Source organism: Pseudohongiella sp. (genome assembly GCF_040877505.1).
In the GTDB taxonomy this organism is placed as follows: domain Bacteria; phylum Pseudomonadota; class Gammaproteobacteria; order Pseudomonadales; family Pseudohongiellaceae; genus Pseudohongiella.
This window is the reverse complement of record NZ_JBBDNQ010000006.1, coordinates 187173-208658: the sequence shown is the minus strand read 5'-3', so window position 1 is coordinate 208658 and position 21486 is coordinate 187173. Positions and strand designations below refer to the sequence as shown.

Annotated in this window: 17 protein-coding genes and 1 pseudogene; 10 read left to right on the top strand and 8 right to left on the bottom strand. The window is 55.2% G+C overall.

The features are described from left to right. Nucleotide 1 precedes the first annotated feature (1 nt). Genes WD071_RS01045 through WD071_RS01035 form a run of 3 tightly spaced genes read right to left on the bottom strand, consistent with a single transcriptional unit; the run spans nucleotide 2 to nucleotide 3160 of the window. A complete protein-coding gene (locus tag WD071_RS01045; RefSeq protein ID WP_368046428.1) occupies nucleotides 2-1243 on the bottom strand; it encodes a hypothetical protein in 1242 nt (413 codons plus the stop codon). Further along, entirely contained in the window at nucleotides 1237-1518 is a 282-nt protein-coding gene (locus WD071_RS01040) for an acyl carrier protein (RefSeq protein ID WP_368046427.1), read from the bottom strand. Before WD071_RS01040 ends, WD071_RS01045 begins: the two co-directional genes overlap by 7 nt. Beyond that, nucleotides 1499-3160 (bottom strand): fatty acyl-AMP ligase, encoded by a 1662-nt coding sequence (locus tag WD071_RS01035; protein WP_368046426.1) that lies wholly within the window; start codon nucleotides 3158-3160, stop codon nucleotides 1499-1501. The genes WD071_RS01040 and WD071_RS01035 overlap by 20 nt, the downstream gene beginning before the upstream one ends. Before the next feature lie 304 nt (nucleotides 3161-3464). Here WD071_RS01035 and WD071_RS01030 point away from each other — a divergent pair, with 304 nt between their 5' ends. Continuing rightward, complete coding sequence (locus tag WD071_RS01030; RefSeq protein ID WP_368046425.1) at nucleotides 3465-4406, top strand: ferritin-like domain-containing protein; 942 nt, start codon at nucleotides 3465-3467, stop codon at nucleotides 4404-4406. Nucleotides 4407-4489: 83 nt separating this feature from the next. Here the strand turns inward: WD071_RS01030 and WD071_RS01025 are convergent, their stop codons facing one another. The 3 genes from WD071_RS01025 to WD071_RS01015 all read right to left on the bottom strand — a co-directional run bounded on the left by WD071_RS01025 (nucleotide 4490) and on the right by WD071_RS01015 (nucleotide 7359). Continuing rightward, the gene (locus tag WD071_RS01025; RefSeq protein ID WP_368046424.1) at nucleotides 4490-5098 is read right to left on the bottom strand and encodes a putative 2OG-Fe(II) oxygenase; all 609 of its coding nucleotides are present in this window, start codon (nucleotides 5096-5098) and stop codon (nucleotides 4490-4492) included. An 87-nt stretch (nucleotides 5099-5185) separates the two neighbouring features. Next, complete coding sequence (locus WD071_RS01020) at nucleotides 5186-6400, bottom strand: argininosuccinate synthase (RefSeq protein WP_368046423.1); 1215 nt, start codon at nucleotides 6398-6400, stop codon at nucleotides 5186-5188. A 113-nt stretch (nucleotides 6401-6513) separates the two neighbouring features. Then, the gene (locus WD071_RS01015; protein WP_368046422.1) at nucleotides 6514-7359 is read right to left on the bottom strand and encodes an OmpA family protein; all 846 of its coding nucleotides are present in this window, start codon (nucleotides 7357-7359) and stop codon (nucleotides 6514-6516) included. 193 nt (nucleotides 7360-7552) lie between these two features. Here WD071_RS01015 and pyrC point away from each other — a divergent pair, with 193 nt between their 5' ends. Together pyrC and rnt are read left to right on the top strand one after the other, a co-directional pair. Beyond that, the gene (pyrC, locus tag WD071_RS01010; protein WP_368046421.1) at nucleotides 7553-8617 is read left to right on the top strand and encodes a dihydroorotase; all 1065 of its coding nucleotides are present in this window, start codon (nucleotides 7553-7555) and stop codon (nucleotides 8615-8617) included. After that, complete coding sequence (gene rnt, locus WD071_RS01005; protein ID WP_368046420.1) at nucleotides 8617-9261, top strand: ribonuclease T; 645 nt, start codon at nucleotides 8617-8619, stop codon at nucleotides 9259-9261. The genes pyrC and rnt overlap by 1 nt, the downstream gene beginning before the upstream one ends. A 15-nt stretch (nucleotides 9262-9276) precedes the next feature. Here rnt and grxD read toward each other — a convergent pair whose 3' ends face one another. Then, the gene (gene grxD / locus WD071_RS01000) at nucleotides 9277-9624 is read right to left on the bottom strand and encodes a Grx4 family monothiol glutaredoxin (RefSeq protein ID WP_368046419.1); all 348 of its coding nucleotides are present in this window, start codon (nucleotides 9622-9624) and stop codon (nucleotides 9277-9279) included. A gap of 270 nt (nucleotides 9625-9894) precedes the next feature. Between grxD and argF the strand changes: the two genes are divergently transcribed. The 7 genes and pseudogenes from argF to WD071_RS00965 all read left to right on the top strand — a co-directional run bounded on the left by argF (nucleotide 9895) and on the right by WD071_RS00965 (nucleotide 19162). After that, nucleotides 9895-10797, top strand: a complete 903-nt coding sequence (gene argF / locus WD071_RS00995; protein WP_368046417.1) for an ornithine carbamoyltransferase — start codon at nucleotides 9895-9897, stop codon at nucleotides 10795-10797. Between the two features lie 66 nt (nucleotides 10798-10863). Beyond that, the gene (locus tag WD071_RS00990; RefSeq protein ID WP_368046416.1) at nucleotides 10864-12723 is read left to right on the top strand and encodes a putative bifunctional diguanylate cyclase/phosphodiesterase; all 1860 of its coding nucleotides are present in this window, start codon (nucleotides 10864-10866) and stop codon (nucleotides 12721-12723) included. A 203-nt stretch (nucleotides 12724-12926) separates the two neighbouring features. Beyond that, a complete protein-coding gene (locus WD071_RS00985) occupies nucleotides 12927-15776 on the top strand; it encodes a ribonucleoside-diphosphate reductase subunit alpha (protein ID WP_368046415.1) in 2850 nt (949 codons plus the stop codon). Nucleotides 15777-16116: 340 nt separating this feature from the next. After that, nucleotides 16117-17295 (top strand): annotated as a pseudogene (locus WD071_RS00980) (ribonucleotide-diphosphate reductase subunit beta); the annotation flags it as partial. 61 nt (nucleotides 17296-17356) lie between these two features. After that, on the top strand, nucleotides 17357-17932 hold the full coding sequence (locus WD071_RS00975; protein ID WP_368046413.1) for an NTP transferase domain-containing protein: 576 nt from the start codon (nucleotides 17357-17359) through the stop codon (nucleotides 17930-17932). Nucleotides 17933-18009: 77 nt separating this feature from the next. Further along, nucleotides 18010-18933 carry a peptidylprolyl isomerase gene (locus tag WD071_RS00970; RefSeq protein ID WP_368046412.1) on the top strand — a complete coding sequence of 308 codons (924 nt, stop codon included), beginning with the start codon at nucleotides 18010-18012 and terminating at the stop codon, nucleotides 18931-18933. A 4-nt stretch (nucleotides 18934-18937) separates the two neighbouring features. Continuing rightward, entirely contained in the window at nucleotides 18938-19162 is a 225-nt protein-coding gene (locus WD071_RS00965) for a hypothetical protein (protein ID WP_368046411.1), read from the top strand. 18 nt (nucleotides 19163-19180) lie between these two features. Here the strand turns inward: WD071_RS00965 and dinG are convergent, their stop codons facing one another. Next, nucleotides 19181-21415, bottom strand: a complete 2235-nt coding sequence (gene dinG, locus WD071_RS00960) for an ATP-dependent DNA helicase DinG (RefSeq protein WP_368046410.1) — start codon at nucleotides 21413-21415, stop codon at nucleotides 19181-19183. Nucleotides 21416-21486 lie beyond the last annotated feature (71 nt).

Below are 21486 nucleotides of genomic sequence, written 5' to 3'. Positions count from 1 at the left end.
CTCAGCGCTCCGCTTCCAGATAGGCTGGCAACAAAGGCAAGTACTTCCACTGTTCGGGCCATTGTCGAATCCAGTTTTCTGCCAGCTCGGCCAGTTTTTGCGTAATTCTGACGGTGGCATGCTGCAGGCTTTCGCCCGGCTGCATCCGGGTTTCGATCACCGGCGCCATCAATATACGATTCCTGCCCCTACTTTCGAAGGTGACAAACGGGATGATATTACTGCGACCAAGAATCGCCAGTTGCGCAGGGCCTTTAACAAAGCGTGCACGGTGCCCGAAAAAATTGACCGTGACCGTACTGCCAAAGTCTTCGCGCAAATCGAAGAGTATCGCCAGCGTGTGCTGGCCTCGCCGTAAAGCACTGACAATAGTGGCAGGCTGCTGTTGCTCGTGGTAGATAACACGATGCGAGATACGGTCAGCAGAAAAATTCTGCATGCCATGATTGTCCGTCATATCCCTGCGCAGGGAAATGGCACAGCGCCCTGGGTCCGACGATGCAGACAGGACCCTGAAGGCACCAAAAAAATCGCCCATATGAATGCTTGCCAGAACCCGGGAATCAGTATTGTTGGCTATCAGCCGGCAGTAGTCATTTCGATCTGGCCAATCAAATTTTTGCAGGTAACACTCACTCTCGGGTCGGTTGTCCAGGTGCAGCAAGCGCCTGGCAAAGTTGAAATGGAACCAGAACAATTGTTGCCGGCATATCGTTCTTACCTGCGTCTGCGGCTCATGTAACAGATATCCCAGCACTATTAACTGACCGGAGAATTGACTGTCAGCGCTGGCCTGGCGCGACGACAACCAAAAGCGGACAATTGTCAGCAGCCAGATTTGCCGTCTTTTTGTCGACAAATCAGCATCAATTCGCATGCTGCGTTCGGTGCAACGCCGTGCCCACACCTCCATGCGCTCAGCAATGGTCAATCGAGGCAACCCGGCATTAAACCCGGCGACATAGTCAATCATCAACCTGCATTCTTCACTGGAAAAATCGTCGCTGAGCAAGCGCAGTTTCAACCCGGATTCTGTGCGCACAAACCCCAACCAGTGTACAGGTATGGGGTTTGCAGTCAGCGTCTGCCAGGACATGCTTACGCTACGTGAGGCCAGAACTCGTTCAAACGCTGCACACAGCATTCTGACTCCCGTCGCAATATCACCGTGATTGCATGCTTCGCGGACCGCCTGCAAACGGGTATCAATCGAGTCATTGCTGGTCCGGATCATACTCAACATTTTTGTTTACCTGCCCCATCCCTGGCGGCAAGCGCACTGGTGAACATCATGATCAGATCCTCTATATTCTCCAGCTCAGCCAACAACTCTTCATCAACATCAAGCTGGTAAAATGTTTCCAGTTCATACACAATTTCAATCAACTTCAACGAGTCCAGACCCATCTCGGCCAACGCTCTTTCTGCCGGTATCAACGGTGGTGTACCTTCGCCGCCCTGAGCACGGAATATTTTATGTGATACCTGGTGCCAGACATCAAGCTTGCAGTCCGTCATCACTCACCTCTGTTTTTTGCAACCTGTCCGCTTTTTTGGTTCTCTGCTGATAAAAATCAACGCAGGCATGCCGTTGAATTTTTCCACTGCTGGTAAGCGGCAGGGTATTGGCCGCCACAATCTGGATATCGTCAGGGGCAATACCGAACTGATCAACGATCAATGCCGCTGCCGTTTCAGTTAATTGCCGATGTGGTTTTTTTTCGGTGCTAGTCAGCCTGCGGCCTTGTTCAAGCAGCAACACCAGTCTTTCGGTGTCATCAACGTCGACTGCAAAGGCGGCACATAATTGTATTCCCCACTCACCCAGACCGATCTTGAGGGCGGCCTCGATGTCTTCGGCGTGATAGCTGCAACCCCTGCGCTTGATGACGTTTTTGTAGCGGCCCAGCAGATACAGTCTCTGGTCACGCATAAAGCCACAGTCACCGGTTCGAACATAGTGACGGCCATTGTCCGTTAAGGTTCTGAACGTTTTTTTGCTGGCAACTTTGTCATTGAAATAGCCGACCGCCACAGAAGGAGAGCTGATACACACCTCGCCTGCATTGCCGTCGACAACATTATCTTCACTGCCCGGATGCTTGATCATGACCGATGTGTCTGCCACGGGTTTACCGACGCACACAGATGAGCGACAGCGTTGCGGCCCGGAGGGTCTGCAGGCCTCCACACCGAACTGACCGGTGACAAACAAGGTTGACTCTGCGAGACCGTAACAGGGAAACCATGAATCACTGGCAAAACCGGTTGCTGAAAATTTATGCGCGAACCGGGCCAGGGTTTCAGGCCTGATCTTCTCCGCACCACTATAGGCCAGACGCCATTTGGCCAGCGTCAGACCCGTCAGTTCATGCTCGGATACTTTGTCCGTGGCCAGGGCAAATGCAAAATCGGGCCCTCCACTGATGGTGCCGCCAAAGTCGGAAATCGCCTGCAGCCAGCGAGCAGGTCTGGCCAAAAAATCCATCGGGTTAAGGAAGTAGTTGTGTATGCCCGCAAACAGGGGCTGGATAACATGGCCGATCAAACCCATATCATGATGAAACGGCAACCATGTCACTCCGACATCATCGGCAGTGGTGGCAAATGCCTGACGTATCTGGTCAGCGTTATGCATGACATTGGCATGGCTGATCACCACGCCCCTGGGTGACGATGTTGAGCCTGAGGTAAACTGAATGAAGGCGATATCAGTGGGGGTAATTGCCGGGCGTCGATAGTCTTCTGCCGCCACACAGTCCTGGTCGACGGACAGCATCATGATTTCTGTCCCCGCCAGAGCCCGGGACAGGCTGCTTGCCCGGGCGGACGTACTGATGATAGTGGTTGCACCGCTGACTCTGCACAGCGCCGCCAGGCCAACCTGAGACCTGGCCCGATGTCGTGCCACCGGAACTGCCCAGGTTCCGGCAAGGACGCAGGCAAAAAAGCCGATCAGAAATTCCGGTCCGTGCGGACAGTAGAGCAAGACGGGTTTTCCGGCACAATGATGGTATTGCAGCGTCCGGGCAAACCTTCTCGCCCGGCTATGGACATCACGATAGCTCAGTGAAGTGCTGACAACCAGATCCCTGTCCAGGAACGAGTACAGAGGCTTGTCCGGCGCAGCCGTCACTTTTTCTTCGAGCAGGTCTAGCAAGGTACCATCCATGGTATTACCAATATCTGACGTAATGATTTACAGGTTTGTATCAAGATCACAATCACTTTAGTTGCTGAGACAGGACCCTACTCTGCAATTTGGTACAGACAATAAAATCTGTGATCCAGCGCACAAGCTGTAAATATACCCTGTGACCACGACTGCCAAAGCGCGCACTGCAACCCCTTTTACTGGTATAAACCGTCTTCGGAATTTCATACTCACATGTTCAGTAATGTCCAAACACACAGGAATGGCCCAGGGACTATGGCGCCACTGCCCTCATCAAGGAACCGATGTCATGAACACCTCAACTTTAAGTACCATAGATACGCAATTGCACGGCCATATTCGCTGGGACTATGACGAAAACAAAACCCGTGTGCACAGCCTCTACGAGCTGGCAAAAAACAAAGTCTGGAAAACCAGCGAGGCACCATGGGAGGCTTTGGTAGATAAATCCCTGCCGCCCAGTCGCCGTCAGTTCGAACCGTTGTCCGGGTTTGCCCCATATGATGCCCTGCCGCCACAGCAGAAAATCAGCACCAGTTGGTACCGGCATGCGCTTGAAATCAGCGACATACTGCATGGCGAACAAGGCGCGCTGCTGGTTTCATCGCAACTGGTGTCGTGCATGCCCGATGTGGAAGCAAAACTGTTCGCCAGCTCCCAGGTATCGGATGAAGCACGCCATGTGGAGTTCTTTTCCCGCTACCTGCTGGAGGTCGTCGGCAACGTCGAGCCACCCAGCGATGCGGTTGCTGACCTGATAAAAATCATGGTCAACGACCCGCGCTGGGACTACAAGTTTATTGCCTGCCAGATACTGATCGAAAGCCTGGCGCTGGCGCGCCTGCAGGACATTCGCCGCGCCACCCTGGTGCCTGTGCTGGCCTATGCCATCGACTTCATCAGCGCAGACGAAGCACGGCACGTCAAATTTGGCACCGAGATACTGCGTCGGCACCTGTCAACACTCAGTGCCGACGAACTGCAGGCGCGCAGTGATTTTGTGGTTGATCATGTGTTGCGACTGGGCAACGCGATGAACATCTACACGAGAATTGCCGAGAGATTTGACTGGAGCGTCAGGGAATTGCGTTACCACCTGCGGCAAAGCCGTATTCAGCAACCGGAATCCCGCCACGACCTGTTCCGTCAACTGATGCTGAACATGAACACGGTGGGATTACTGACCGAGCAGACCAGGCAGCGGCTGAGCAGGCTGGACGGTTCAAGATAGCCTGAAGCGGGCTGTCATCGGCGGGACACCAATTCAAGTCAATTGACCATCAATTGCACCACAGGCGCATCCATACGGAATGCTTAAGCCAGGCGGATATTCAGTTGATTGGAGAACTCTTCTCGGCCCAACTCGCCCGAGAAAAACGTATTGAAGGACAAGCTGACCCGATCAATGTTTTCCGTGACTTCGTTAACACCATGCCTGACATTGGATGGAAACAGTATGATGTCGCCGATACCGGTCTGGATAAAGTAACGAAAAGCGTTGTAATAGCTGTCTTCCTGCCTGATCAATTCGTACCAGATATTGTCTTCGTTGCGATAAAAATTGATGCCGTCTTTAGGGGCCAGGTTGATATACAGCACACCACTGACCACACTGTTGGGATGTGTGTGGGTATGATGCGAATCCCCCTGCTGAGAGCGCGTCAGCCAGGACTGGGTGACCTGAAGGGACACATTATTGGAGGTATTGAACGTGATTTTGAAAAACTGATCCAGGTGCGCCTGCAATACCGCCCGGATGGCCTGCATCGGGGCGGCGTCGAGCACCTTCTTGTTCTTTGACGCATGATTTGTGATGGCAAGCACCGGATCGCTGAGCTCGGCTTTGAAGAACTGCATCTCTTCACCGGTGAACGCTCTGCCCAGCGATGCCCGATACAACGGCACCGCAAACATGTTCATCATCTGGTGTTCCATCAGCGAACCCGTCCGCTCATCACGCGCTCATCAACCACTTATCATCCACCTATCATCCAACCAGCATGCAACACCTCAGATCTTGCGACCTTTGTTGGCAGCAATCCTCAAACGCAAAGCGTTGAGTTTGATGAATCCGCCGGCATCGGCCTGATCGTACGCGCCGGCATCATCTTCGAAGGTTGCAATGCTGGCATCAAACAGCGAGTCAGCCGATTCCCGACCAACCACAGCGACACCGCCCTTGTACAATTTAAGGCGGACCGTGCCATTGACATACTGCTGGGAATAATCGATCAGTGTCTGCAGCGCTTTGCGCTCCGGCGAGAACCAGTAGCCGTTATATACCAGCGAGGCATAACGCGGCATCAGTTCGTCCTTGAGGTGCGCCAGTTCGCGATCCAGTGTCACTGACTCGATAGCCCGGTGCCCCTTCAACATGATGGTGCCGCCGGGAGTTTCATAACAGCCACGCGACTTCATGCCCACATAACGGTTCTCGACAATATCGGCGCGGCCGATACCATTGGCCCCGCCCACTTTATTCAGGTATGCCAGCACGGTTGCCGGTGACATTTTCTCACCGTCGATAGCAACGATATCGCCCTTTTCGTACGTCAGCTCGATATAGGTAGGAGTATCAGGCGCCGCCTCCGGCGACACCGACCATAACCACATGTCTTCTTCCGGCTCGGCACCCGGATTTTCCAGAATGTCACCTTCATAGGAAATGTGCAGCAGGTTGGCATCCATGGAGTACGGCGATTTGGTACCCCGTTTTTTCTCCACCTGGATGCCGTGCTGTTCACAATAGGCCAGCAGCTTGTCACGCGAATTCAGATCCCATTCCCGCCAGGGAGCGATGACGTGAATACCTGGTTTCAGGGCATATGCACCCAGCTCAAAGCGCACCTGATCATTGCCTTTGCCGGTGGCGCCGTGGGAGATGGCATCAGCGCCGGTTTCAGTGGCTATCTCAACCAGTCGCTTGGCGATCAGCGGACGGGCAATGGAGGTACCCAGCAGATACTCGCCTTCGTACAGAGCATTGGCACGGAACATGGGATTAACAAAATCGCGCACAAATTCTTCGCGCAGATCTTCAATGTAGATCTCCTTGATACCCATGGCTTTGGCTTTGGCGCGCGCCGGTTCAAGTTCCTCGCCCTGCCCGAGATCAGCGGTAAAGGTCACAACTTCACACTGGTAGGTTTCCATCAGCCATTTCGCAATCACTGATGTATCCAGGCCGCCGGAATAGGCCAGCACAACTTTATTGATGCCCGACATGTTTGCTCCTGTCTGCGAGTCTGTAAAAAGGCGGTTATTGTACTCGTTCCGCCCTGTAAATTCGACAGGTAGCGTTATGTCATGTTGACTGGATCAGAAATTGAGGAAGGCGCTCAGTCCCGCAGCAGGCGAATCGTGACCCGTCGGTTACGGTCGCGATCAGCAGCCGAGCGTTCCTGCTCGACAATGCGGAACTGGGGTGCAGAACCAAAGAAACGGGTATTGAGCATGTCCTCGTTGATGCCATTTTCCACCAGGTACTGGTGCACAGCGAAAGCTCTGATTCTGGATAGCTCGAAATTCTCCCGCGGGTTGCCTGCGCCATCCGTGAAACCATTGACTTCAAAACCGGAGACCCGCGGATCGGCCTGAGTGTAGGTGATGATGTCATCAAGCTGGGCTTTCATGTCGTCAGTCAGTTCTCGCTGATTGGGCTGCCAGAACACGGTGGAACGTTCTATCTGGGCAAAGTTGACCGGCAACAACCCGGCGATGCATTGATGATATTCCGCGTAGGCGTCACTGAAATGCACCGGCGACAGCCCGACGTGAATCGACTCCTGATCATTAAACCAGGCGCGGCGCATCAGCGTCGGCACCATGCCCCGGTCAAGCTCCGCCATGAGCAGGCGACTGCGCTGAGCGTCCAGTGTGACCGGCTGCTGGCTGATTGCGACATCAACATACCCCAGGTCCCGTACCTCCAGCTCCTGGCGCCAGACCGGTGGCTGGGATGTCAGCAAGGCACGACCTGCCTGCATGGGGGTATTGGGTGTCTGCAGATAAAAACTGAGCGGGTCACCGGCCTGATGGTAAAACACGGCCTGACCCAGGCCCGGTATCTGTTGTACCAGCAGACACTCAAAGACGGACGAGTCTGCCTGCCAGCCCGCGACATCAATATCGGCATAATAGGATGAAACTGTGCCTGCTGACGCCGTTGACGTCACAAAAGTCACAGAGAGCATCAAGAGCCAAGATAAGGTAAACTTACACCGTGTTTTCATTCGCTGGATATGAATTCCGTCGTTTGATGAGAGCTCGTCACCTATATTGATCGGCCACTTGTCAGCAAACTTTACCAGCACAAGACATCTCAGGCGTTGCCAACAGGGACGCTGACGTATCAATCCGAACAGGTATGCCTGCCCCATGACTGCCCGCCCCGAAACAACAAACACGCTGACCCTGACAAGACCCGATGACTGGCACCTGCACCTGCGCGATGGCGAGGTGCTGGCGCATCTGGTGGCACACACTGCCGGGACCTTCCGCCGCGCCATCGTCATGCCCAACCTGAAACCACCCGTCACCAGCACCCAGGCGGCTCTTGCCTATCGGCAGCGTATTCTTGCAGCACTGCCGCCAGGGCTGGATTTTGAACCACTGATGACTTTGTATCTGACTGACACCCTGGCACCGGAAGAGATACGGCAGGCCTGGGAATCCGGGCATGTCCGGGCAGTCAAATACTATCCGGCAGGCGCTACGACCAACTCTGACAGCGGTGTTACCGCCATCGAAAACGCCTACCCCGCGCTGGAGACTCTGGCCGAACTGGGTATGCCGCTTTTGCTGCACGGTGAAGTGACAGACAGCCAGGTTGACATATTCGATCGCGAAAAAATGTTCATCGACAAAACGCTGGCTCCTTTATGCCAAAGGTTCCCGACGCTGAAAATTGTGCTCGAGCATATCACTACCGCCGATGCGGCCGACTTTGTGCGCGAAGCGGGCGACAATGTTGCTGCCACCATCACACCGCAGCACCTGCTGTACAATCGCAACCACCTGCTGGTGGGCGGTGTTCGGCCACATCTTTATTGCCTGCCGGTGCTCAAACGCAACACTCATCAAAACGCGCTGATCGCAGCAGCCACCAGCGGCAATAAAAAATTCTTTCTGGGAACCGATTCCGCACCCCACGCCCGGCCTGACAAGGAAACCGCCTGTGGTTGCGCTGGCTGCTTCAGCGCCCATGCCGCGCTGGAGCTCTACGCCGAGGCCTTTGACCAGGCCGGTGCGCTGGATAAACTGGAAGGTTTTGCCTCTTTTCATGGACCGGATTTTTACGGCCTGCCGCGTAATACCGATACCGTTACGCTGCAGCGCGAGAGCTGGAATGTTCCCGCACACTATCCGCTTGGCGACAGTACTCTGGTGCCCTTGCGCGCCGGCGAACAAATTCACTGGCGGATCAAAGGGGTGACTGCCTGATGTACGATTATGATGATGACGATGTGACAGAAAGTTTGTTGGCATCCCGCTTCCGCGGTTACCTGCCGGTTGTGGTTGATATCGAATGTGGTGGTTTTAACGCCAAAACCGACGCGATACTGGAAATTGCCGCCGTCATTCTGGGCATGGATGAAAAATCCATCCTGGATGTGGAACAGACCTATTTCCACCGCGTGGTCCCGTTTCAGGGCTCGAACATAGAGGATGCTGCGCTGAAATTCACCGGCATCGATCCCTGGCACCCGTTGCGGGTGGCACGTGGCGAACGTGATGTGTTTCAGGATCTGTTCAAAGTGATTCGTTCAGCCATGAAGGCGAATGGTTGTAAACGAGCGATTCTGGTCGCGCACAATGCTCATTTTGATCATGGTTTCATTAATGCGGCCGTGGCCCGGCATGATCTGAAGCGCAATCCGTTCCACCCCTTCTCCAGTTTTGACACCGCCACGTTGAGCGGGCTGGCCTATGGCCAGACGGTGCTGGCCAGGGCCTGTGAGGTCGCCGGCATCGAGTTTGATGGCAATGAGGCGCATTCGGCCAAATACGATGCGGAAAAAACTGCGCAGTTGTTCTGTGGCATTGTCAACAAGTGGCAAAAACTGGGCGGCTGGCCACTTCGTTGATCGGGACGCCGTGTGTCAGCTGTCAGTGGGAGCGTCGGCGCCTGCTGCATCAATCAGGGGTTTCAGTTCGCCCTTGTTGTGCAGGTCCGTGATGATGTCGCAGCCGCCCACCAGTTCACCGTCTATCCAGAGCTGCGGGAACGTTGGCCAGTTGGCGATCACCGGCAGTGTTGAGCGAATCTCCGGATTTGCCAGGATATCAACATAGGCAAAGCGCTTGCCACAACCCATCAGGCACTGCACTACTTGGGCGGAGAAACCACACTGTGGCTGGTCTGGCGAGCCTTTCATGTAAAGAAGGATGCTGTTGGCGCTGATCTGATCGCGAATAGTTTGTTCAATGCTCGACTGTTCGTTACTCATATATCTACCTGTACTGTTCAAAGTGCTGCTGAATGTCAGGGTGCCATCGCCCCTGGGGAAAAGATGGCATATTCTACATCATTAGCGCCCGTTATCCGATAATTGCCCGCATCCGGTAAAGTAATATAAGATAGCGGGCTTGGTCAGAGGGTAGCAGGTGCTGCCCTTTTTAATTTTTGCTGAGCACTGAGCCCTCAATACAAACCCAGTCTCGGCCTGTTACCGGTTGCATGCAACCGGTAACACGTTCTCCGGGAAACCAGTACTGCTATGGCAACACGACATTTTTTGACCTTGCTGGATCTCAGCCCGGTCGAACTCCGCGACATCATTCACCGTGCTATCGCCTTGAAAAAGAGTCCTGCGCTGCGTGAAGAAACCCTGAAAAACAAAACGCTGGCGATGATTTTTGAGAAATCATCAACACGCACGCGCGTCTCTTTTGAGGTCGCCATGAATCAACTCGGCGGCAGCGCATTGTTCCTGTCCCCGTCTGACACCCAGTTGGGACGCGGCGAGAGCATAGAGGACAGCGCTAAAGTTCTGTCGCGCATGGTCGATGTGATTACCATTCGCACCTTCGAACACGCCAAACTCGAGCTTTTTGCCAGCCACTCAAAAGTGCCAGTGATCAACTCGTTGACTGACGATTTTCATCCCTGTCAGCTGCTGGCTGACATGCAGACATTTTTTGAGCATCGCGGGGATATCGCCGGCCACACGGTAGCCTGGGTCGGTGATGGCCACAATATGTGCCAATCCTACATCAACGCAGCGCGCCAGTTCGATTTTGAGCTTGTGATTGCCTGCCCTGAAGGATTTGATCCGGATGATCACATGTTGCAGGCCAACAAAGACCGGGTGCGTATCGTGCGCGATCCGGCGGCAGCAGTGGCCGGTGCCAGCCTGGTGGCAACAGATGTCTGGGCGTCCATGGGCCAGGAAGAAGAACGCAGACTTCGCATTCAGAAATTCACTGGTTACGAAGTGACCACTGAGCTGATGGCACAAGCAAAATCAGACGCACTGTTTATGCACTGCCTGCCGGCACACCGCGGCGAAGAAGTCAGCGCTGCGGTCCTGGACGCCGGCGACAGCGTGGTGTGGGACGAAGCTGAAAACCGCCTTCATGCACAGAAGGCATTACTTGAATTTTTATGCGCAACACGCTGATTTGAAGAATTATTATCAACTAATGAATATCACTAAATACACGCACGCCCGGACCACTGACAGGTAATGAGCATATTGACTCAGGGATTTTTAGCCCAAGGCGTGTTGATATTCGCCGTGTCCGCCGTTGTTGTCATTCCCCTGTTGTTGCTGGCAGGCTGGCGTCCGGCAACGCCGGAGAGTCAGCGCCAGAAAGCCAGGCTGAATGCTCAATCCATGCGAATTCTCTCCAGCGCAGTGGAGCAGAGTCAGAGCGGCGTCATAATCGCAGACTGCGCCGGCGTCATCGACTATGTGAACCCGCGCTACACTCAGATTACCGGCTACAGCAAGGATGAGGCGCTGGGCCGGGTGGCGGAACTGCTGAACAACCCCAGACTCACAGATGTCAATAACATCACCCTGCAGGAAGCCATGCAGCTGGGCGCCAGCTGGGAAACCTTCATGGTCAGCAGACGCAAGGACGGCGACGACTTTTGGCAACAGGTCACCGCCTCCCCCATCTTTGATGACCTGGGCGCCCTGAGCCATATCGTGCTTAATATCGAAGACATCAGCGACCGGGTGGAAACCCAGGCCCAGATGGAGAAGCTGGCGTTCTACGACCCCCTGACCGGTCTGGAGAACCGCCGCCTGTTTCGTGATCGCCTGGAACAGGAACTCAAGCATTTGCGACGCAACAAAAAAGCCATGGCGCTGCTGTTCCTTGACCTTGATCAATTCAAACGCATCAACGACACCCTTGGCCACGATGCCGGTGATGAACTGCTCTGCACGGTCGCCCAGCGCTTGCGTGATTGTGTGCGCGAAGAGGACATTGTCGCCCGCCTGGGTGGCGACGAATTTACCATCCTGCTGGCCAACATCAAAAACGCCGATGACGCCGGACTGGTAGCCCGCAAAATTCTGCGCTCACTGCTGGAGCCTGTCACTCTGAGCACCCAGGAAGTGACAGTCAGTTGCAGCATAGGTATCACCGTGGCCCCCGAAGACAGCATGAATGCCAGCATCCTGATGCGCAACGCGGACCTGGCCATGTATCGCGCCAAGGATCAGGGCCGGAATAATTTCCAGTACTTTACTGATGATATGAACATCGAGTCGCTGGCGCGCATGTCCCTGGAAAATGAACTGCGGATTGCCGTCAGCAACGAGGACTTTGTTGTGCATTTCCAGCCCCAGATTGATATGTCCAGAGGCAGAATATGTGGTTATGAAGCCCTGGTCCGTTGGCGCCATGAGCAAGTTGATGTGATTCCCCCGGATCGTTTTATCCCGGTCGCAGAGGAAACCGGCCTGATCATAAAAGTGGGCGAGATCGTGCTTCGGCAAGCCTGTTTGCAGCTCAAAGCCCTGCAGGCATCCGGCATCACCGATCAGACTGTTGCCGTCAACCTGTCCGCACGCCAGTTCCGCGACCATAACCTGGTGCAGATGGTACGCCGCGTGCTCACTGAAACCGGGCTGGAGCCACAATGGCTGGAGCTGGAAATCACCGAAAGCATGTTGATGGACAATATCAGCCAGGCCATCAACATTCTCAGCGAACTCAAGGCGCTGGGCGTTGCCATTGCCATTGATGATTTTGGCACCGGTTATTCATCACTGAGCTACCTGACCCAGTTGCCGGTGGATAAACTCAAGATTGATCGCTCTTTTATCAGCAATCTGCCTGACAGCCCCCGTCATAGTGCGATCACAACAGCCATTATCGCCATGGCGCAACGCCTCAGGTTACAGGTCGTCGCCGAGGGGGTTGAGACTGAACCACAAGCCAGCTTTCTGACCGATCATCAGTGCAACATCCTGCAAGGCTTTCTGTTTTGCCATCCGGTCAGCGCCGAAGATCTGCCACATCACATCGCGCACATGAAAGGCCGGTTCAGTGCGGGCACGCAGTCTGCCATGCCGCTGGTCGCCCTCTGACAAACCCATCGGGAGACTGGCACCACTATATCTAGTGGCGTGAATACCCAGATACACACATCTTATCCACATGCTATCCACACAAAAAGGGCTTGCAATCCACGTCGCAGCGCTCTATCTTGTGTCTTGTCCGCAAAAACCATCTATATATTGTATTTCCACGGCGCACGCACGGGATTAATGACAACATCACGGAGAATCCGATGCAAACGAGTACCCCCAGCTATGGCAGCAGCACTGCCAATCCCCGCTCAGGCACACGCGCGAATGAGGATTTGCCCGCTACTGCTCCTGGGCAACTTCGCGTCATCAAGCGCAATGGTGCCGTCGTAACCTACGACGAATCCAAGGTTATCGTCGCCATCACCAAAGCCTATCTTGCCGTTGAAGGTGGTACTGCTGCAGCCTCCTCACGCGTTCATGAAACCGTGGGTAAAATGGCCAGCCAGATCACCACCATTTTCAAACGCCGCATGCCTTCCGGTGGCACCATCCACATCGAGGAAATCCAGGATCAGGTAGAGTTGGCGCTGATGCGCACCGGCGAACACAAGGTTGCCCGCTCCTACGTGCTGTATCGCGCCGAACATGCGCGCGTACGTGATCAGCAGCGAGCCCGCGAAAGCGAAGAAGTCTCCACCATTCAGGTCACCTTTGCCGATGGCACCCAGGGGCCTCTGGACAACGCCCGTCTGCGCACGGTGATTGACGAAGCCTGTGCCGGCCTGGAAGGCGTGTCCAGCGATGACATCTACCAGGAAACACTGAAAAACCTGTACCCCGGTGTCAAAATGGATGACGTGCGCACTTCCGCCGTCATGACCGCACGCACCATGGTGGAAAAAGACCCCAACTACTCTTATGTGACGGCACGCCTGCTGCTTGACACCCTGCGCTCCGAAGCACTGGGTTTCCTGGGGATAGCCGACAGTGCGACACAAAGCGAAATGAATTACCGTTATCCGGGCGTTCTGCGCCCTTATATCGAGAAAGGTGTGGAGCTGGAACTGCTGTCCCCCCACCTGTTGGAATATGACCTGGATGTGCTGGGCGAGGCGCTTAAATCCGAGCGTGACACCCAGTTTACCTACCTGGGCCTGCAGACACTGTACGACCGCTACTTTATCCACAGCAACGGCGTTCGCTTTGAGCTGCCGCAGATTTTCTATATGCGGGTCGCCATGGGTCTGGCCAGCAACGAAACCGATCGTGAGGCTCGTGCAATCGAGTTCTACAACCTGATCTCCAGCTTTGACTACATGGTGTCGACACCACAGCTGTTCAATTCCGGCACGCTGCGCCCTCAGCTTTCGTCCTGCTTCCTGACCACCGTGCCGGACGACCTGCACGGCATTTATGGCGCCATCAAGGACAACGCCATGCTGTCCAAGTGGGCCGGCGGCCTGGGTAACGACTGGACACCGGTACGGGCACTGGGTGCCCATATCAAGGGCACCAATGGCTCCTCACAGGGTATCGTGCCCTTCCTCAAAGTAGTCAATGATACCGCCGTCGCCGTTAACCAGGGTGGCAAGCGCAAAGGCGCGGTCTGCGCCTACCTGGAAACCTGGCACCTGGACATTGAGGAGTTCCTGGAACTGCGCAAGAACACCGGTGATGACCGTCGTCGTACCCACGACATGAATACCGCGAACTGGATCCCGGATCTGTTCATGAAACGTGTGTTTGAAGATGGCGACTGGACGCTGTTTTCCCCCAATAATGTGCCGGATCTGCACGATCTGCATGGCATGGCATTTGAACACGCGTATGAAGAGTATGAGCGCAAGGCCGCAGCCGGTCAGGTAGAAATCTACAAAACCGTGCGCGCCAAGGACCTGTGGCGCAAGATGCTGTCCATGCTGTTTGAAACCGGTCATCCCTGGATCACTTTCAAGGATGCCTGTAATGTGCGTTCGCCGCAGCAGCATGTCGGCACCATCCACTCCTCCAACCTGTGTACAGAGATTACCCTGAACACCAGCGAAGACGAGATTGCCGTGTGTAACCTGGGCTCGATCAACCTGGTCAATCATGTAACCGAGACCGGTCTGGACACAGACAAGCTGCAGCGCACCATTAAAACAGCTGTGCGTATGCTGGATAACGTGATTGATATCAACTATTACTCGGTGCCGCAGGCAGAAAATTCAAACCTGAAGCATCGCCCGGTCGGTATGGGCATCATGGGCTTTCAGGATTCCCTGTACGCCCAGCGCATTCCCTACGCATCTGACGATGCGGTGACCTTTGCTGATCGCTCCATGGAAGTCATCAGCTACTATGCCATCCAGGCGTCAACGGATCTGGCTGAGGAGCGTGGTCCCTACCAGACCTATAAAGGCTCTCTGTGGGATCAGGGTATACTGCCCATCGACTCACTGAAGATGCTGCAGGAAGTGCGCGGCGAGAAGTACCTTGAGGTCGATATGACGCAGACCCAGGATTGGGAGAGCCTGCGTCAGCGTATTGCTCAGGTGGGCATGCGCAACTCCAATGTACTGGCCATTGCGCCGACAGCGACTATTGCCAATATTTCCGGCGTGTCGCAGTCCATTGAGCCGACGTATCAGAACCTGTATGTGAAATCGAACCTGTCTGGTGAATTTACCGTCGTTAACCCTTATCTGGTGCGTGATCTGAAGGCACTGGACCTGTGGGACAACGTCATGGTCAACGACCTGAAATACTACGACGGCAGCCTGCAGCAGATCGATCGTATTCCACAGCACATCAAGGATCTGTACGCGACTGCATTCGAAATCGAACCTCGCTGGCTGGTGGACGCCGCCAGTCGACGTCAGAAGTGGATTGACCAGGCACAATCACTGAACCTGTACATTTCCGGCGCCAACGGCAAGAAACTGGATGTCACTTACCGCATGGCCTGGCTGCGAGGTCTGAAAACCACTTATTACCTGCGCTCTCTGGCGGCAACCAGCACCGAAAAGTCAACGGTATCCGGCAGCAAGCTGAACGCAGTATCCAGTGGTCCGGCACCCGTGCCGCAAGCCTGTTCAATTGACGACCCTGACTGCGAAGCATGTCAGTAATAAACAATACTATCAGGGGATTACGATGATATCTTGGGATGAGTTCTACGACGACCCGACACCACTGGATGCCAATACATCCGGTGACAGCCGGACCGCGCCTGCGCCAAATGAGGCCAGCAATAATCGTTCAAACCCGTCCGCCGTAGCGGCACAGGTAGCGAAGGCGGAAGTGGCCAGAGCCAACCCGGCGCCCTCCCCGTCATTGCGCGGACCTGATTCTGCCGCCAATGGCGCCACGCTGGGTTCCGCCGTTTCGGGAAACAGCAACACCGCCCACGCGGATCCGTCCGCCATAGCAGCGCAGGCAGCGAAGGCCGAACAAAGCTACAGTGATGCCATCGCTGCCGCCAGACCCGCCTACGTCGCCGAACCTTCGACCAGTCGCAACGAATCGGAAGCGGCTGCCGAGGCTGTGAACAACCAGATCATGCAGCAGGTCGCCAGCCAACTGGAAGACCTGGATGTTGAAGTGGCGCAACAGGAAATCGGCGAATGGACCGAACGCGTCACGGTTGATGACAAGCGCATGATCAACTGCCGCGCCGATCTTAACCAGCTGGTGCCATTCAAGTACGACTGGGCCTGGCAGAAGTATCTGGATGGTTGCGCCAACCATTGGATGCCGCAGGAAATCAACATGAACGCGGATATCGCGCTGTGGAAAAGCAGCAACGGCCTGACCCCGGACGAACGTCTGATCGTCAAGCGCAACCTGGGCTTTTTCTCGACGGCAGATTCCCTGGTGGCCAACAATCTGGTGCTGGCACTGTACCGCCTGATCACCAATCCGGAGTGCCGTCAGTACATCCTGCGCCAGGCATTTGAGGAAGCCATCCACACCCATGCCTACCAGTACTGCATTGAATCACTGGGCATGGACGAGGGTGAGATCTTTAACATGTACCATGAGATTCCATCAGTGGCGAAAAAAGCGTCCTGGGGCCTGAAGTACACCAAAGAACTCAATGATCCGAATTTTACCACCGGCACACCGGAAACGGACAAAGCGCTGCTGAAGAACCTGATTGCGTTTTACTGCTGCCTGGAAGGTATTTTCTTCTACTGTGGTTTTACCCAGATTCTGTCCATGGGTCGACGCAACAAGATGACCGGAACCTCGGAGCAGTTCCAGTACATTCTGCGTGACGAGTCCATGCACCTGAACTTCGGTATCGACATGATCAACCAGATCAAGATCGAGAACCCGCATCTTTGGGATGACGCCATGAAGCGCGAAACCACGCAGATGATTCTGCAGGCAACGCAGCTGGAGATCGAATACGCCCGCGACACCATGCCGCGCGGTGTATTGGGCATGAATGCGGTCATGATGGAAGAATACCTGCAGTTCATCGCCAACCGCCGCCTGGTGCAGGTCGGTCTGCCAGAGCAATTCAAAGGTGTAAAAAATCCGTTCCCGTGGATGTCCGAGATCATGGACCTGCGTAAAGAGAAGAACTTCTTTGAGACGCGTGTTATTGAATATCAGACCGGCGGCGCGTTGAGCTGGGATTAAAAAAGCTCATCACACTGCCGTAGCACGAGACAACGCTGCTGACAGCCCGGAGCCGTTTCATATGACAACCGGAGCCATTCTGCTGGCGGCTGGATTCAGCCGCCGCTTCGGCAGCATAAAGTTGAATGCGTTGTTACCTGACGGTAGCACATTGCTGGAAAAAACCAGCCGATTATTGCAGAGCAATATCAGCGAGATTATTGTGGTGACACGCCCTGCTCTACTTGACGCGGGTGTTCTGGCCAATACCGGGTTCACTCGGCAGCAGATTGTTGTCTGCCCGGATGCTGACCAAGGCATGGGACACAGTCTGGCCTTCGGTATTCGATCCCTGCCTGCCCACTGGGATGCCTGCCTGGTCTGCCTGGCTGATATGCCGTTTATCAACGCATCAACACTGCAACAAATTCACACCAGAGCCAGCAGAGATCGCATACTCATCCCCACCTACCAGCAACAGCGTGGCCATCCGGTCGCCTTCGGCCGGGACTTTTTTACTGAACTGACGCAAAGCCGGGGCGACACCGGCGGCCGTGATGTCATTAAAAATCACCCAGATCAACTAGTGCTTGTTGAACTGGACGACATCGGCATCCTGCAGGATATCGATACGCCAGAGGACCTGCCTGCTTGCTAGCAACGCCCGGCTTACCTAAAATGATCCAGAAATTCGGCGCACACCGATGTCGTGCGCCCATAACAGGATTTAATGGCGTGACCACTCTCAGTTGCATTATTTCAAACTTTAACTACATTGCCAGACTGCTTGGCGCACTGATCCTGGTATCGGTCAGCGTGGCTGCCAGTGCGCAGGGCAATGACATCAATACAGGCAATGCGGTTGATGAAGATCTGCCAACCAGTATCAGCGCAAGCATGGAAAACCCGCGCAATCCGCTGGTTCTGATCCGGACCAGCGAAGGCGATGTCCATCTTGAATTGTACCCGGAGGCAGCGCCGCTGAATGTTCAGCGCTTCATCGACCTGGCCGAAGCGCAACTGCCGGTGCCCGTCAGCGAGGGCAACCCATCTGATGCAGAACCAGTGCACTACTATGATGGCATGACCTTCCATCGCGTCATCAACAACACCCTGATTCAGGCAGGTGCCCCGGAGCGCGCGAATCGCCAGCGACCGGCGCAGACAGTGGCCGACGAGATCAACGCCCGCGGCCTGGGCCTGGAGCAACAACCCGTGCTCGACGCCAGCGGTCGCCCCCATCCCTGGCTGAATATCGGCGGGCAAACCGATTTCAAACAAACCGTGCTGGTGCCGCTCTATGACAACATGGGCATACGCAGCCAGGACGACCTGCAATCCCGGCAGGCGGATGTGCTTCAGCGCCTGCAGACCATGAACCTGCTGCAGCTTCATGAGATGATGGGCTATCGCTACAATGGCAGCCTGCCGTCCAGGCGCCCGGGAGCTGGCAGTGTGATGATGGTCAATCGTGGTCCCGACACCAACGATGGGGAGTTTTTTATCACCCTGGACAACACACCCTGGCTAACCGGCACCAGCACTGTTATTGGCCGGGTGGTTTCAGGACTGGATACGGTGCAACAGATCAGTCGCAGGCCGGCTGCCAGCACGCGCATCTACCAGGTCAGACACATCAACAAACAGACAGGAGACTGACAAGGTGGCCAGAACTACCCGAAAAAAACCCATCAAAACCAGCCGCAAAGTGAAACCGGTAAGCGTTATGGCTTTATGTGCAACCGCCGGCTTCTTCCTGGGCTTTGGCCTGGGTGCACTCATGGATAATGTGCTGCTGGTCACCGCACTGGGGCTGCTGGCAGGTGTTGCTACCGGTTACTACGTTGACAAAAAAAACAACATTGCCTACACCCGCCGTAAAACATGACGTCATTCCCATCGGCAATCAGGCCGGTGCGGCATCAGGCAAGGTCAGATACGCAGGAAAGATATCGCGGGTAAAAGGCGGTAACGACGCCAGAATCGACTTGCCATAAAATTTGCTGATCACACGCTCATCGAACAATGTTATGCGTCCCTTGTCAGTTTCACTGCGCAGCAGGCGTCCACTGGCCTGCACCAGTCGAAACGCAGCTTCCGGCACCGCCAGGGTCATGAACGGATTTTTTCCCTGCTGCTCCAGCCACTGCGCCAGCGTGGCTTCAATAGGATCGTTAGGTACAGCAAACGGAATTTTTGCAATCAACACGTGCTCACAATACTTGCCGGGCAAGTCCACACCTTCGGCAAAACTTGCCAGGCCAAAAATGACGCTGGCTTCACCTTTATCAATACGCTGCCGGTGAAAACTCAACAGTTGCGCTTTCTGGTAGTCGTCCTGACACAGAATAATGCGCCGCCATTCATCACTCATGCCATCCAGCACATCCAGCATCTGCCGGCGCGAACTGAACAACATCAATGAGGCCTCGCTCTTGTCCAGCAACTGCGGAAGCAAGGCAACAATAGCCGCAGTATGTGCGCGATTATCAGAGGGGTCACAATTAAGTTTCGGCACGATCAGGCGCGCCGCGCTGGCATAGTCAAACGGGCTGCTGATGCGATGATAAACAGTGCGTTCGGGCAGGCCTGCGCGCATGGCAAGCACATCAAACTTTTCCAGCGCCGACAGGGTTGCCGAGGTGAGTACGGCACCTGCGCAGCGTTGCCACAGATGTTCAGTCAGGGTGTGTGCCGCCAGCACCGGACTGCAACTCAACACAAGGTCACTGCTGTCCCCCTGCTCAACACGGCTGAGCCAGCGTGCCGATGGTGCCTGACCGGCCGCGTCCTGGCTGGCGAAGGCCTGCCACAGTTTTTCGCAGGCCTCCGCCCGGTTAGCCATGCTACCCAGCAGCGGAAACCACTGTTCAGCATGCTGTCGGCCAGGCAGCGAATCAGCCTCCTCCATTTGCCGACGCAGCACCGTGCAAATCTCCTTCAGGCCCCGGGTAAGCCGATAGAATCGGGATGCGAGCTGGACAGCCTGCTCACGCAGTTCAACCGGCACAACGCCCAGCGCAAAGGTCATCGCCTCCCCGCTGTCGGCACCGCCGTAGCTGACACCATTGTTGCCAGCGGAATTTTTCTGTCCGGTTTCCTGCAGCAAAGGTTCAAGCAGCAGCAACGCGGCTCCCAGCTCTTCAGTCAGCTGCCGGAACAGGGGCTTGATGTCATTGTGCTCACGGGCAATCACGCCGTTGTCGTTTATGACCGTGTCTGCGGCCAGCCGCGCGAGCGTTTTGGCACTTGTGTCCAGCCACTGCAGCGTGGCACGCAAACGTGTGGAGGATGAAAAATGCTGATTGGTCTTTGCCGGCAGATGATGCGCCTCATCGAATATGTAGATGGTGTCTTCCGGGGCTGGCAGGATTGCACCGCCGCCAAGTGCCAGATCGACCAGAACCAGATCATGGTTGGCTACCACACAATCCACTTTCTGCACCTGCTCCCGGGCCTGGTAAAAAAAACAGCGGCTGTAGTTACTGCATTTTTGCCCCGCACACTGTCCGGCCTCCACGGTAACCGGCGACCAGTCCGCGTCTCTCAGCACACCATCCCAGTCGTCGCGATCCCCATGCCACTCGCCCCGGCTGATCTTTTCCAGCATGCTTTCGTACAGGGCCTTGTCGCCAGGCATCTGCGCACCCAGCTCGCTGACGTCCTCGCCGAACAGGGCCAGCATCGCATTTTCACTGTCATTGCCTTGCAAAATCTGATCGAGACGGGACAGACACAGATAGCGCCCCCGGCCCTTGGCCAGCGTGTAGGTAAAGCTCAACCCGCTATGCCGCGCGATATCAGGCAGATCACGTTGTGTTACCTGTTCCTGCAAAGCCACCGTAGCAGTGGCCAACACCACTTTCTTGCCCAACTGCCGGGCCAATGGCAAGGTCCCGAGCACGTAGGCCAGGGTCTTGCCAGTGCCAGTGCCCGCCTCGATAACACAAACAGGGCCAGGGCCGGAATCCTGATCAGACGCGGACTCATCGCCCGCATCATCATGCATTTCGATTGCCGACAGAGCGCGTGCGATTTCAGCAATCATCAGGCGCTGACCATATCGTGGGCGCAGGGACTTACTGGCCAGTATCTGCTTGTACGCCTGCTGAATTTCTTCTTTAATCTGGTCGGGGAGCATAAAACAGACCTGGTAGCTGCGGTGTGCGTGCAAAAAAAGACTCTGCTGTGATTATAGCACCTGTCTGTTAT